The sequence below is a fragment of the Dyadobacter ginsengisoli DSM 21015 genome, from assembly GCF_059568735.1.
Window position 1 is genome coordinate 1,621,998 of sequence record NZ_JCANTY010000001.1, and the last position, 14,240, is coordinate 1,636,237.

Annotated in this window: 13 protein-coding genes and 1 tRNA gene; 4 read left to right on the forward strand and 10 right to left on the reverse strand. The window is 48.8% G+C overall.

Annotated features, from left to right (window positions below; all coding sequences use genetic code 11):
- Positions 1–2: 2 nt before the first annotated feature.
- The 3 genes from BP71_RS06160 to BP71_RS06170 are packed head-to-tail and all read right to left on the reverse strand — an operon-like array spanning position 3 to position 3,485.
- Positions 3–3,068: a ligand-binding sensor domain-containing protein gene (locus BP71_RS06160; protein WP_496377672.1), complete on the reverse strand. Its 3,066-nt coding sequence runs from the start codon at positions 3,066–3,068 to the stop codon at positions 3–5.
- A gap of 12 nt (positions 3,069–3,080) precedes the next feature.
- Entirely contained in the window at positions 3,081–3,317 is a 237-nt protein-coding gene (locus BP71_RS06165) for a hypothetical protein (protein ID WP_496377673.1), read from the reverse strand.
- A gap of 24 nt (positions 3,318–3,341) precedes the next feature.
- Entirely contained in the window at positions 3,342–3,485 is a 144-nt protein-coding gene (locus BP71_RS06170) for a hypothetical protein (RefSeq protein ID WP_496377674.1), read from the reverse strand.
- A 473-nt stretch (positions 3,486–3,958) separates the two neighbouring features.
- Between BP71_RS06170 and BP71_RS06175 the strand changes: the two genes are divergently transcribed.
- Positions 3,959–4,031: transfer RNA gene (locus tag BP71_RS06175), tRNA-Lys, on the forward strand.
- 226 nt (positions 4,032–4,257) lie between these two features.
- A complete protein-coding gene (locus tag BP71_RS06180) occupies positions 4,258–5,553 on the forward strand; it encodes a site-specific integrase (RefSeq protein ID WP_496377675.1) in 1,296 nt (431 codons plus the stop codon).
- 109 nt (positions 5,554–5,662) lie between these two features.
- Here the strand turns inward: BP71_RS06180 and BP71_RS06185 are convergent, their stop codons facing one another.
- The 3 genes from BP71_RS06185 to tnpA are packed head-to-tail and all read right to left on the reverse strand — an operon-like array spanning position 5,663 to position 6,792.
- Positions 5,663–6,109 carry a transposase domain-containing protein gene (locus tag BP71_RS06185; RefSeq protein WP_496377676.1) on the reverse strand — a complete coding sequence of 149 codons (447 nt, stop codon included), beginning with the start codon at positions 6,107–6,109 and terminating at the stop codon, positions 5,663–5,665.
- A gap of 51 nt (positions 6,110–6,160) precedes the next feature.
- Positions 6,161–6,499 carry an IS66 family insertion sequence element accessory protein TnpB gene (gene tnpB, locus BP71_RS06190; protein WP_496377753.1) on the reverse strand — a complete coding sequence of 113 codons (339 nt, stop codon included), beginning with the start codon at positions 6,497–6,499 and terminating at the stop codon, positions 6,161–6,163.
- Positions 6,499–6,792 carry an IS66 family insertion sequence element accessory protein TnpA gene (gene tnpA, locus BP71_RS06195; protein ID WP_496377677.1) on the reverse strand — a complete coding sequence of 98 codons (294 nt, stop codon included), beginning with the start codon at positions 6,790–6,792 and terminating at the stop codon, positions 6,499–6,501. Before tnpA ends, tnpB begins: the two co-directional genes overlap by 1 nt.
- A gap of 100 nt (positions 6,793–6,892) precedes the next feature.
- Between tnpA and BP71_RS06200 the strand changes: the two genes are divergently transcribed.
- Together BP71_RS06200 and BP71_RS06205 are read left to right on the forward strand one after the other, a co-directional pair.
- Positions 6,893–7,546, forward strand: coding sequence for a hypothetical protein (locus tag BP71_RS06200; RefSeq protein WP_496377678.1), 654 nt, complete (start codon positions 6,893–6,895; stop codon positions 7,544–7,546).
- 205 nt (positions 7,547–7,751) lie between these two features.
- Positions 7,752–8,177: a hypothetical protein gene (locus tag BP71_RS06205; RefSeq protein WP_496377679.1), complete on the forward strand. Its 426-nt coding sequence runs from the start codon at positions 7,752–7,754 to the stop codon at positions 8,175–8,177.
- 155 nt (positions 8,178–8,332) lie between these two features.
- On the opposite strand, the gene BP71_RS06210 is transcribed toward BP71_RS06205, so the two are convergent.
- From BP71_RS06210 to BP71_RS06225, 4 genes are read right to left on the reverse strand one after another with little or no spacing between them, the layout of a single operon-like run.
- Entirely contained in the window at positions 8,333–9,448 is a 1,116-nt protein-coding gene (locus tag BP71_RS06210) for an alpha/beta hydrolase family protein (RefSeq protein ID WP_496377680.1), read from the reverse strand.
- Positions 9,449–9,456: 8 nt separating this feature from the next.
- Positions 9,457–10,812 carry a neutral/alkaline non-lysosomal ceramidase N-terminal domain-containing protein gene (locus BP71_RS06215; protein ID WP_496377681.1) on the reverse strand — a complete coding sequence of 452 codons (1,356 nt, stop codon included), beginning with the start codon at positions 10,810–10,812 and terminating at the stop codon, positions 9,457–9,459.
- Between the two features lie 2 nt (positions 10,813–10,814).
- The gene (locus BP71_RS06220; RefSeq protein ID WP_496377682.1) at positions 10,815–12,935 is read right to left on the reverse strand and encodes a PVC-type heme-binding CxxCH protein; all 2,121 of its coding nucleotides are present in this window, start codon (positions 12,933–12,935) and stop codon (positions 10,815–10,817) included.
- Between the two features lie 6 nt (positions 12,936–12,941).
- A complete protein-coding gene (locus BP71_RS06225) occupies positions 12,942–14,219 on the reverse strand; it encodes an enolase C-terminal domain-like protein (protein WP_496377683.1) in 1,278 nt (425 codons plus the stop codon).
- Positions 14,220–14,240: the final 21 nt, after the last annotated feature.

Sequence of the window (14,240 nt, forward strand, 5' to 3'; positions counted from 1 at the left end):
CGCTAAACATTTTCAATCGGTATGATCATTTTCACCAGCGTGCCAGCCGGTCGGTTTTCAGCATCAAAAAGGTCAATCATCTCAATCCGTGCCTCGCTGTCCTTCTGCCGCAAAGCTTCGAAAATCCCCCTCGTCATCTCCTGTCCACGCGAAATATGCCCTTCGGTACGCGGCGCAAAATCACGGCCTACGCCATTATCCTGGATCGTGCAGACGATGTGTTTATGAATGAGCCGTGCCGTTATCGTCAGCTTCTTCTCCCCTTCCCTCGGCATAAGGCCGTGCCATATTGCATTCTCCACGTAAGGTTGCAGCAGCATGGGCGGCAACAATGCATCCAGCAAGATGTCATTTTCCTCGATATCGAAGGTGTAGGCAAACTCGTGATTAAACCGGAATGATTCAATTTCGACATACATCCGCAACGTATCGATGATCTTTTCAAATGACAGATATTGGTGATTAGAATTTTCCATGATCGTCCGAACGAGTTTGGAAAATTTAGACAGATACTTGGCCCCCTCGATGCCCCGGTTGGTGAGCAGGTAGTTCTGGACCGAATTGAGCGAATTGAAAAGGAAATGCGGGTTCATCTGTGACTGTAAGGCTTTCAGTTTCCACTCGGTAATCTGAAGATCCAGCCGGTTCCGCTCATCCAGGGTATTGACCCGCCACCGCATCATAGCGACGATGAGTGCGGCAATGGACAAGCCAATCAATATGCGAAAAAACCAGGTATTGGTGAAATAGGGCTTGATTGTCAGCCTGATTACCAGGGGACGTTGACTTTGAATGCCGGAGCTGTTGCTGCTTCTCACCCGCAACGTATAGGATCGTGCGGGCAGGTTGGAAAATGAAACAGTATGGTCATTGTTCATACTCACCCAGCCCGGTTCATTCCCTTCCAGCTGATAGCTATATATATTCTGTGATGCCGGCTCAAAATTCAAAGTCGTGAATGCAAAATTGACCGAATTTTCATCCGGCTGCAATATGATCTCCTTTTCCGTGTCCGGAAATATTTTTTTCCCTTTTACTTCTATTGACGCCAATGTAATTTCCGGCGGTGTTACCCGTCCCCGTAACAAGCCCATATCAAGTATATTCAGCGCATTGATATGCCCCAGCAACAACTGTCCTGAAGTTTGGTAGTAAAACCCGACCGGTGCATTGCTCCGCAGGCCTTCAATGGTGGTGAGGTAACGTATCGACCGTGTCTTCGGATCGGCGATATGAATGCCTTCATTGGTACTGAACCAGATCTTGCCGTCGGGCGTCTCGGCGATGTTGGCGCAGTAGGTATCTTTTAGCGCAGCCGAGTTAAAATCGAACGAATCGATAATCAACCCATCCGATGCTACTTTCGAAACACCACCCCAGCTTGCAACCAGGATCGACCCATCTGCGGCAATCTGTATAGCATTGATGCAATCGCCACCGAGCCGCTTTCCTTTGTTTCCTGCAAGCTCTTCGAGGTTGATGAACTTGCCTGCTTTTTCATCGAAGAAATATAATCCGCCTGAACAGGTTGCAATCCACATTTTACCATCAGGAGCCTCGCGAATACCCTTGATGTAGCTTTGATTTACCAATTTACGCCCCTGCGCGGCCGGCCAGAGGTGCAGCTCCCGGCCGGTCTTCGAATCCATTGCTTTCAGGCCTTCGTTGAGGCTGGCGATCCAAAGCCTGCCTTTCCTGTCGAGCAGGCCATCCCGGAAATCGGTATTTCGGAACAGTTTCTTTCCCGGAGGCCAAAGCGAAAAGTCATCGCTTGTTCCGTTGCGGGTAAAGATGCCTTTGTCTGTAAAAACGAAAGGCGTGTTGCCGATCAGCCTGACTTTATCGATATACGCATCCTCTTGCGGGTGTCTGAACAATTTGAAACGATTTGCGGACGGCTCCCAATGCAAAGCCCCTGAATGGGAAAGACCCAACCAATAACTTCCTTTTTCCGCAGGCGCGATGCTGGTTACCAGGACAGGTAGCCGCACCGCATCAGCCGGGATCGCAACGGTCCTGATCCCGACGTTCCGGTAGCGGTACTTGTACACCCCCGCGCTGGTCCCGACCCAGAGGATTCCATTGGTTTGGTCATCAAACATATTCTTGATGCGGATACCGCTATTGTAAAATTCGGGAAGGTGGTACAAGCGATTGCTTTCCGGATAAAAGGCGCTGATACCGTCGTTCGTACCGACGAACAACAATCTGTTCCCGTTTTCATCACGGCATTCCGTCGCACAAATCACATCGTTGTGTTCGAAACCAGCTTTACGAATGGTAAAACTATGGTTTTTAGGGGAATACCTTATCAAACCATACTCGTAGCTACCAATCCACAAATTGCCTGCGAGGTCCTGCGAAGCCCTACTGAGCCGCACCTTCACCCGGTTTTCTGGATGAATCGCCTCCTGCCCCAGCACACAAACCAGCTTGTCGCCCCGGCGGTCGAAATAATACAATCCCAATTCTGAAACGATCCAGAGTACACGTTCCCGGTCCTCAAAAAAGCTCGCGTACTGGTACACATCGCCGTTCGAACCTGGAAAATTGTATCTGAACAGCTTTTTTTTGGCGATGTCATAACGTTTCACCGAAGTGTAGTCGCAGACCCAGAGCTGATCGTAAGAGTCTACCAAACCTTGTTCATGCAGGTCATTGTCCGTATCCTCATCGTCGTAGTTATTGTGAACAAGGGTGGTCACCTCCATTGTTTTCGCGTCGATTCGGCAAATTCCGCGTGTGTCCACCGAGGTGTACAGATCCCCTTTCGAGTCCGGTGAAACGCCGGAACAATATCCCAACTGCAGACTATCCAAACGGAGAAACGAATAACCGTCGTAACGACAAAGGTTTCTGCCCGTCCCGATCCACAAAAATCCCTTGCGATCTTTATTGAGACACCAAATATCATTCGAAGGCAATCCCTCCTTGGTAGTGAGGTGTTCGAGCGTCAGAACAGGCATCTGCGCACAAATTATCCGGGAAAGCAGAAGGATATACAACAACAAGCCAATGAGGCGCATGGATGATCGCGGGATTGGGCCGATAATAATTTGTAAGTACATGTACCGGCCTTCTTACTCGGACGAACCGCCGGCAATAACGCGTTCATCGAAGCGCCTGGCAGGTATATCCGGGTTTGAAGCACTTACTACATACGGCACTACTTTCTGATCCGTGGCAACTGATCCGGCGCTGGTCCGACGCTCCGGCTCCATACGATTCCGGACCCGAGACATCCGGGCACTCTCTTTCTCTACATAGCACAATATCAACAATATGCAGAAAGTAAGATAAGTGAGAAAAGTCTTCATAGTGGTTATCTGCTGTGCTGATCATCAAAAAAACACGAGGCTCATCAGGATGATCAGGGTGATCAGCAATAGTGCAATCCAGTCAAATTCCCGCTCGAAAAACTTCCTGAACTCTCCTTTTACCGGCCTTCGGCCGTCCTTTTTTACCAGATGTTCGCCTCTTCCCATACGCCGGATGATGATTGTGGGTGAATGATGCATTAAAAATCGCCCAAAAAAATACGCTGAAGGCAGTAGCTTCAAATCCGGGCGAAAAGCAATCATAACCGGTTAACCGGGCTTGATAAGCGGAGTCGGGACAATTCCATCTTCTTTTCCAGATGAAACTTCCGTGATGGGTGAGGCCCCTTCGTTTCCCACACCCATCAGGTCATATTACGAATTCATTATTTCAAAAAAATTTAAATTTTTTTAGACTTTTAAATTTCTTAATCCCAGCGAATTGCGGAATTTCCTTCATTTTCGGCTCAAAAATAGTATCCTCAAAATTTGTTTGATAAAATCCCAATTGTACTTTTGCACCACGATACGGCGAAACGGAAAACAAAAAATGCCCACAACGACACCGGTTGTTAAGCAAATGTGAAGACAACGGGCTGTCAAGGAAAGCAAAAGTTTTCAGAAACGCAGATCGGAAAAAAGATTCCGTAGCTCAGCTGGTAGAGCAATACACTTTTAATGTATGGGTCCTGGGTTCGAATCCCAGCGGGATCACAGAAGGTACACGAAAGTGTGCCTTTTTTGTTTAAAATGCATTGATAATCAGCACATTTTACAAAAAGGCAGGTCAGTCTGAATCATAGTGAACCAATCCATTCGGTCACCTATTCGGTCACCTATTGGATTCGGTAAATTAGGTGACCGAATCAGATTTTTGATTGAGGCGGTTTTGATTTAAGGTTCTCCACGGACACAATTACCAACCTTAAAATGTGCGAGCATGAAGTTCAAACAAAATCTGTCATTGCTATTCTGGCTGTACCGGGGCAAAGCCTCCAAAGACGGAAAAGCACCCATCTATGTCAGGATTACCATCGACGGCACCGACACTGACATTTCTCTTGGCAAAAAGATCCATCCTGACTTCTGGAACAGCGATGCCAAGCAGGTGACCGCGACCACCGCGGAAGCAAAGATGATCAACCTGAAAATCGTCCAGGCACAGGCTGAGATCGAAAAGCATTTCTTTGTGCTGCAATCCCAGTTTAACCATGTGACGCCCGTGATGCTGAAAAATGCCTACCTGGGCTTGCCATTGTCGCATGCCAGATCAAAGCAAGAAAAGGCGGGCAGGCAAAACCAAACGCTACTGGATGCCTTCGATGAATTCATTGCACTTTTCGAAAAAAAGGCCAAGAAAGGGATCCGGTCGGAAGGCACGCTCCGGCACTGGCGATCCACTAAGCGCAAGGTAGAAGCATTCATCCGTTTCCGTTATCAGCGCAAGGACATCGAAATGACTGAAATTGATCAGTGCTTTGCCGAAGAGTTTTACGACTACCTGACCCTTCACCTGGATGAGCCGCTTTCAGAGGTCACTGCCAAAAAGCTGCTCAAATGGACAAGGCAGATTGTCAAAATAGGTGTTAAGAAGAAAGTTATTACGACCAATCCACTGGAAGGGTTTGTTTGCTCGGGCGGCAATAAAGAAGTAATGCCTTTGGAGCTATTTGAAGTGGAGGCCATTCACAAGAAGCAGATCGACATCGACCGGATCGGAGAAGTGCGCGACGCCTTCATTTTCCAATGCTTTACAGGCTTTGCATATCAGGACATGTACAATCTTTCGCCTGAGAATATTGTGAAGGTTGGCAGATCGGGTGAAAAGTGGTTGATCAAAGACAGGGGTAAGACCGAGGTGACAGAAATGGTGCCGATCCTACCGGTTGTGCAGGAGCTGATTGATAAATACAAAAGCCATCCGTATTGCAAAATCAATAACCGCCTGATCCCCGTTAATAGCAATTTCCGGTACAATGTCTACCTGAAAGAGCTTGCAGTGATCTGCGGCATCAAAAGGCCACTGAATACACACCTTGCGCGCCATACGTTTGCGGACATGATGCTCAATAACGGTGTGCCACTGGAAGACGTCGGCAAAATGCTTGGCCATCGCAATATCCGGACAACCCAGCGCTATGCGCGGGTCAGGAAACAACGGATCAGTGACCATATGGCGCTGGTAAAACAGAAACTGTTTACCAATTCGGGGAAGCTGAGGCACATAGTTGCCTAAAGTATAAGCGGCTGGACAAACACCAGCCGCTTTATTTTTGAAAATGCATGTTTTCTTTAGAGATTGCTGCGCTCTTCATCAAACAGTGATTTCAAGCGTAGGTAGGAGTTCACTGAAAAGCCTGCTGCAAATTTATGTTAGTCAATTTATTGTCCTTATACAGAAAGGTGTCAAAATCCGAGCGCACGCCGCTAGAAGACTTTATCTCTGAAAGATCACCAGCAGGGTAAATTTTAATCTCTTCAACCGGCAAGTGTGATGGAAGGGCTGCACGCCCTTTGTGATTGGGCCTGCTGCGGACGTAGCTGATTTTTTCTATCAGCGTTTCCTCTTGCGCAATGGTTTGCCCGGTGGGAGCTTCAAAAGGGAGGGCAATCTGGGCAGGGTCGCCTTCGAAGCGTTCGCGCTTCTGTCCCAACTGCATCCGCTTGTACATTTCCAACTGCGATCTGAGATAGGTTATCTCTCCGTCTTGCTGGCTAACAATATCCCGCTCTTTGGTCAAAAGATCGATTAATTCTTCCCTGGAAAGTGAGTCAAGAGCAGCGGTTTGCATACTTTAAATATACACAAAAACAGCCAATGCAGCCAAAGAAGCGGCTTATTGTTACAAAGTAAAACGTTTCCGTCGCCTGCTTTTCAAAATCTGGATACCTTCAATCATCAGCACCAGGTCCGCCCATGAAATATCGTTGGACATTATTTTTTGGGGCAATGGAAAGGTGCCGCTTTCAAGTCTCTTGTAGTATAAAACAAAGCCCCCTGGTTCCCAATGCAGCATTTTCACATGCGTACGAGCTCGGTTAAGAAAGATAAAAACCTCTCCGCTGGTAGCCACTCTGCCCAGCTCAGAATTTACCAGCCCACACAATCTATCAAATCCTTTACGCATATCACAGTGTCCCTGGTAAAGAAAATATCGGTGAGACGAGCTGAGACCAAACATCAATAGAGCTTGATCAGCTGTGAAAGTGTAGCCAGGTCACTCCCTTGATAATTCACTTTCACACCGTTGGGGTAGATGACCTGATAGGATTCACTTGGTGCGGGCTGTTGGCCTGATAGCTCAATAAAGCCGCCGACTTTTCGGCGATCCCCTGCGCGGCTTAAATTTTCTTTTCCCACCCAATAACCAAACTTGGCTACCGTAATGCCATGAGGCTTGCAGAATTCACTTTGATTTATGCCACTTTTGCGCCACTCCCTTACTAACTTGAACATTTCTTCTGACTTATCCATTCTCGGTGCTTTTTTCAGTCAAAAGTAAAAATCGCATTTTAGTTAAGAAATATGTGGTTCATCGGATGCTTACAATAAGACTGGCGCAATCTATGCGATTTTGCCCTTAAGTGTTGCTTATTCTCAAAAGGATAAAAGGATATGGCAGGCACTTGAAGAAAAGTACAACTTAACCATCCTAGAGGAAACCAGTACGGCATCATTCAAGGGATGTACCCCCAACATCGTAATGGTATCTCTAAATGACAAAGATAAACCCTTACGGAAACAAAGCGTCGAGCGCTCTTCATTTGGAATCGACGAACTTACTGTTATTAGAGGTAAGGTGAGTATGTATCTTGCCAAAGAGTACCCTGGGAGCGTACCACTCGTCCATACTACCAACCTACAAGGAAATGCTATTGAAGGCTTAGAGCATCGAGTTAATTATAAAACTTCGACGATTCAAGGGCCGGCAGTTTTGGTACCTCGCGTTGGGAAGCCGGACAAGGGTAAGATCTGTCAAGTGCCGGCAGGAACCGGCTATGCGATTTCCGATTGCGTCATTGCCATTCGATGCGCAACGGACGAAATAGCCACGATCTTGTTCTCTTTCCTTTTACATAATTGGGAAGACTTTTCTCGATTATACCACGGCACAGCGGCGCACTACGTAACATGCGAGAGAATTTCTCAGTTTCTAAACATTGACAAAACGGAACCAACCGAAAGCATCGAAGCCCCTTCGAAAGCAACGATGCACATGCTCGCTTAGGTACTCGACAGTTACCGTATGCAGTTCTAACCGTCTAACATGATGTTTTAACAACGCTAAACTGTGATTTTGAGAAAGCCAACCCGCTATTTGAAAGCGGGGGGATCACATCCTATTACAACAAAGACGGTTATGCCTTATTTTTTCTATTTTTATTGCCTAGAGTGGGATGTTCCACGTCTATGGCAAACCCAAGTAGCAGTCGATGCTTAGTCAGGAAATAATTAAAACTTTAATACACAACCCAACTGTCCTTTTACTTGGGCAGAAGTATTTACAAATGGGCACTGGCGAGGACACCTTCCTCGCTGAAACATTCAGAAAGTTTGGACCGGCCCAAAGTACGCAGCCCCCCTCATACAATTCATTGCTGAAACTTGGACTGGAAGGGCATGTCGACGACGTTACGGCTTGGTTTGACAAGCTTGGAAAATACATCAATCCACCTGCGTCTATCGCACGAATTGCCTCGATTCCTTGGTCGGCAGTCCTTACATCGGCAATAGATCCAGGCTTACCAATACAGTTGGTATTATTTATTGTTATGATGAGAGGAGAAATGGCTGGACCCTGCTTGCGGGATCGGATGGTGCAACTATTGCTGCCAATTCGAATAAAGCTCTTATGGTAAACATAGCAGGGAAAATATTCAAGATGACCTAACCTCCAATCGGTTTCGGCATTAAAGGAAGAGCTTTTCAATCTGAAAAATGATCCTTATGAGCAGCATATTATTGCCGAACTGGCGCTGGTACCGTGGTTTACCAAATGGTTCAGCAAAGTATCTTAATGCTTTTTCCCTTTTAATACCTCATCCATCCGCTCGTAGGCTTTTTGCCGGACGGCTGTCGGAAAATCGTGTTCCGCCTCGGGATAATGCACTTCCAGCCGGTCTCCTGCTCCGAGTGCATCAAAAACCTTCCGCGCGCTTTTTTCTCCTTTTTTCACACCGTCCGGGTTGAAATTGGCATCGTTTACCGGCGAATTGGAAAAGAAATAACGGGGCGCGAACGTGGCGATTATCTCGTCAAAATTAAAAGGCATTCTGGCTGGATCCAGGCCGAATTTCTCGCGTACCAGCGGCATATATCGCTGTTGTGCCCAGGGACCCAGCTTTCCGCCATATTGCTCGGTCACCTTCTGGCCCGCATTATAATCTTCAAATTGCGTCCAACCGCAACTCGAAACGATGATCTTGATACGTTCGTCGAATGCGCCGAGAAACATAGCGGTATGTCCGCCTAGGGAATGGCCGATCACCCCGATTTTCTCCGGGTCCACATCTTTCCGCGACTGCAGGTAATCCACGCAACGCATGTTATTAAAAACCGATTGCATCATGCCGGATTCAAACCTGTCTTTGGAAAAATCGTGATCCGTCAATTCCCCAAAACTCGGGTAATCTGGCGCGACCACGATATAACCCCGATACGCCAGCTCGGTCGCTGTGGCCCGGTTGGGGCCTGCGTCAGAGCTGTCAGTCAGGAACTTGCCTTTCGCGCCGGTACCGTGCAATGCCAGAACCGCCGGTGCCTTACCGCCCGCGCGGTTTTTTTTGGGAACATACATAAGCACGGGGACGATCTCACCCGGAAAGGATTCGAGGTGGATGGAATATCTGGTAAAAACAGGATTGCTTATCGAGTCCAGGAAAATGGCTTTTGGCGTCGGAAGGTTTGTAACAGGGGACATCGGGCCGGTTACCAAAATTATTCTTGCTTGAATCTCCGCCCTTTTGTACGCCAGGTCTTTGGCGCCTTTGATGACTTTCTCCCTGCCGTTTTTGTCGGTATAGGTCAAAATATCCTGTTTGTTTTGCGCAAAAAGCGGGCTGCTCAAAAGTAAGCAGCAACCGAGCAGTAAAACCGATTGTTTTTTGAAATAGGATAAAAAAACGTTCATGGTATTTGTCATTTAGGAAGTCTGACCGTTTCGTGCAGCAGCCTCACCGCTGTTTCAATCAGGATAAGTCCCGCATCGTCTGTTCCTACGGTCCCTCCCCCCATTTCATAACCGCCTTTGGCTTTTTCGCCGGGAGGCGCCACATAATGCACACCGTTGCCATTGGAATAACCCAGTACTAATGTGTGCGGGAATGGCGACCGCTTTCGGATGGCGATTCCCATGTCTGTCAAAGGCTCTCCGGGCAAGGTAACAATGGCCAGCGGCCCGGTAGAAAGTACCTGTACTTCCGCCGCGACCAGTTCGAGCCCGGTCCGTTTTTGTCCGGCTTCATCCAGAGGAAGAGCAGCCGGTACTTTTTTCACGCGAATGGAATCCGTGGCGAGCTGCACACTCAGGTCAAATGCTCCTTTTGCCCTGCCCGCCACGCCCAGGCCCATTTCATTCACAGCGTCCCTGCCGCGACGCCAGGGATTAATGTCGCCGGCCGTTCCCTGCAGAACGAGCGCATGACCGCCGAGCTGTTTTTCAGCCTGTTTAATGGCCTCCGCTGGCCAGTCCGCAGATATTTCGTCTGAATAAGGATAAATGGAAACGGAATGCACAGACATATGGATCATCGAAGCGATGTTCTGACCGCTGGCATTCCGGAATGAAACGATACTCATCGTCCGGTCCATGGGGCCGTAATTGCTTCCTTCGGTGATCACATCGGGGTTATAGGCCGGATGTTTGTAGTTATATCCTTTGGGAGCACTGTCCTTCACAACGCCCCATTGCGGTTTTACAGGTCGCCGGTTGTTGGCAAATGCAGAAATATCTGCCTTCCCGATCCAGACCGTGGCAGGTTGAAGATTCTGGTTCGCATCTTTGGCAGCGGCAACTACATTTTTCAGCAGCTTATCCATCCAGCGTTTAAAAGGCGGAAAATCGTTCTGCGCCGACATATACCGGATTGCCCACCACGTATCCGCTTCCTTACCCCTGTACCCGCTTTTATAGGCCGGTGCCCAGGGAGCAGAGTGGTTATGGGTGGCAGTCACGATGATATGATTTGACACTATGCCAAGTTCTTTCCCGACCGCTTTCCGGATTTCATCCGTAGCAGACTCGCCGGCATCAACCAGGTCCAGGCTTACGATCGCGCTTTTTACAAATCCATCACTGATCACCAGAACCCGCGTATGCAGCGGATCATTAACCTTACTATAGGGTTTACCCGTTACCCAATTTTTAACGGCCGGGTCAGGCGTGATATCCTGAATCCCAAAACCCACTGAAAGAGGTACCTGCTGCGCAACTGACAATCCGGGAAGGAATGATAGAATCAAAATACCTAGTAACCATGTCGTCCGATTTTTCATGCTCATCCGATGTTTAATGCCTTTTTCACCGATTTTACCGCTTTTTTCACTTCTTCACTAGATTTATCCTCCATTTTCTGCAAAGTTTTGATCAAACTCTTTTCCGGTTCAGTGCGGTTCTGCGACCGTTTAATACCTTTTGCAAGTCCGTCCAATGCCGCTGCCTGATAGCCTTTATCTTTATTCTCCAAAACCGCCAGCAGTCTGCCGATCTCATTCTTGCCATTTCGCGACCCGGTGATGTAGCCAAAATCTTCCGCAAACTTCAACTTCCCCGGAGATACATGATCAAAAAAACTACCCCCTGCCAGCAATTCAGCCATTTCAGCTGAACTACCCGTCACAGAACTGAGTACCGATAACCTGTACAGCGGTTGCTCTGCATTTTTTCCGGCCACGTTCGCCAATACCTGCATGACCTCTTTTCCCTGAAACTGCCCCAGGCTTAAACTTGCCTGATAAGCAACCTGCGGAGAAGGATCGTTTGTCAGTTTGATGATTTCCGGCAGGAACTTCGGATACTTTTCCGCGAGTACCAGTCCGTGTTCACGCATTCCCGGGTGGCTGTCAGCCAACGCACTGCCGACCATTCCCTCGTCCAGTGCGCCCATGCCTTCGAGTGCATACATGATGTGCAAACGGCCGCGCGCATCCTTCGTTTCCGAAAAGGCCCTTTTTAGTGTGGTTAGGATACTCTTATCCTGCTTTTCCAGCAGCAAACGCTGAGTAGTCAGCCGCCACCATTGGTTTGGGTGGGATAAAAGCGGGACGAGTTCCGCAGAACTTTTACTGCCAAGATCAGGCAACTGCATATTTCTCTTTTCGCCGCTTTTAGGGAAAATGCGCCAGATCCGGCCATATTGCTCGCCATTGGCAAAATCCATATCCGTTTTCAGATCCTCCGGAATGGACACCGGTGTTTCGATATGCTGCCGGTACATATCGATCAGATAAAGGTAACCATCCGGCCCCAGCGCCATGTTCACAGGCCTGAACCAGTTATCGGTAGAGGCAAGAAATTCCTTATCCTTCTCCTCCGCACTACGCGTTGCGGTATAGGAAGGCTGCCCGGCTATCGATTTGATCACATCGCGGTGCACCAGGTTTCCGGCAACATCCCCGGTAAAAACAGAGCCGTAAAACGACTCGGGGAACGCATCGCCTCCATAGTAAGTCGCGCCCGACGCGCCGGTGAAATGGTCGCGCGCATACTCTTTGTTACCGGTTTTTAATGAATCGTATTTAGCCTGGCGGCGGTCACTGCGCTGCTGGCGCCAATACGGCGTGGCCGACTTCTGGAACATTTCCAGCTCATGGTCCGAAACATTCACATCCGTACGGTTGCTCGGCAGGTACGGGTGGCGCCTCACATATCGTCCGGCGAGGGGCGACTGCTGAATGTGCAGGGTGTTTTGGGTATAAAAACGGTGGCCCCAGTCGTCGATCGCCTGGCCAAACTGTCCCGTACCTGACTCCTGCTCAAAGAGGCCAAGATCCATCCGGAAGCGAAAACTGCCTCCGCCTACCTGCACGGCGGACTTGTCTGGCCATTTCGGCGAGGTAATCTGCCCGGTTTGTCCGTTGTTATTGGCATATATCCAGTTGTCGGCGCCAAAACGCAGACTGGTGATCTGTGCTTCTGAGTTTCTTGCAAAAAATCCTGTAAAAAGCACTTCGCGGCTATCTGCTTTGAAATCCCCGTTGGTATCTTTCAAATACAAAATGTCCGGCGCGGCGGCCACGATAACGCCTCCTTTCCATGGAAGCACGGACGTTGCGCTGGGCAAACCTTCCGCGTACACATACGACTTATCTATCTTTCCATCGCCGTTACTATCTTTCAAAAGCCGGATCCTGCCTTTGAAATTTCCAGGTTTCGCATCATAAGGATAATCGCCCATTTCCACGACATAGATATTTCCGTTGTCGTCAAAAACCATATCCACGGGAGACATTACGTCGGGTTCCGAGACAAAAGGTTCGATACCGAATGCATCATGAAGCTGAAAAGTAGCCATCGATTCCTGCGGCGAAAGTGCCTTGGGATAACGCTGGGAAAAGGCCGGCAAACCCGGTATAGCAAGTGAAAGAAGCGTAAGTGTTGCGCTGGATATAAATTTCATTTGTTCTTATTTATGAAAAAGCGATTGATAATGCGGGATAACGTCAAAAATTCCCCCGCTGCGATCGTAAAAATCCTGATTGAGGCGAAAAACGCCCTTTTCTGCACTCGCCCAGCCGGCCCCCGAACCGGGAAGATAGGCCCGCATTGCGTCCCAGTTTTTGTAGTTCATATCCCCGTTCGTTTCCAGTAACCCCATTCCCAGATCCGGAAACGGCGCAAGCCGCGCCGCCAGGTTCTTATGCCATTCCACCAATGCAGGATTGACGGTGAGATCCGAGCAGGCACATGGAACCTGGTATTCATGGGCGATACGGGCAATTTTCATGGAAAGACTCAGCGTTTTGGCTACACCTTTGAGGATAATGGCGCCGTAGCCCAGCTCCATGCATCTGCGTGTACTGGCCTCGTCGTTGGCCCGCTCGTCGGCAGCGATCCGCAGGCCCAGCCCGCCCACCGGCTCGTCGCTGGTTTCGGGAAGTGGCTCTTCGATGAACAGGATATGGGAAAACGCGCCGATTTTGTTCGCGTGGTCGATGAGCCTTTCAAGGGTTTCCCTTTTCTGGTACCGGCCGTTGGAATCGAGGGTATAGAGGATCTTACCGCTCTTGGTTTCCGGGCTGATTTTATCCTTTAATGCCTGATGAATTTCCGCCAGCCGCGCTTTATCCTTTTCCAGCATTTCCGATTGGTTTCCCGGCTGCCCTGTTTTTATTTTTATGACAAAATAACCTTTATCCACTGCCTGTAAAATCTCCCGCACCGGCATTCCATACGGGACCTGGAACATCACGCCCACCTTCGGGTTTCGGTAAGAAAGCGCTGCTTTGTAAGCCTGAGGTATCATATCGCTGTAATTGGTGAACCCATTTTCACGCGCATATAAAAGCCACGCGGCATTATCCACACTGACGAGTGCATTCAACATAAAATTCACACTCAGATCCGGTTTGTCGGTCAGGCTAGCGGCTATGGGACCGAGTCTGGAAATCAGCTCATCCATGAGCGCAACGGGATCGGCAAATGGAATCTCGCGGGCAAGCAACAACGCTTTTTCCGTCAACACATACATGAGCGCATTTCCGGCGGCCTCCGAATGATGGCTGAAAAGGTCAGCGTCTCCATACAAAACACTCTGGGTTGCCAACCCGATACCCTCGTGATTTTCGGTCGAAAGCCTCGATACGGTTTGCCAGAGCTCGGTCAGGTAACCGCCTTTAAATCCAAACGGACGCAGCAGAGTCTCTCTCTCAAAATCGGAACCGGTTGAAATGATTTTTAGCATAGTTTGTTTTTTAAATTCTTT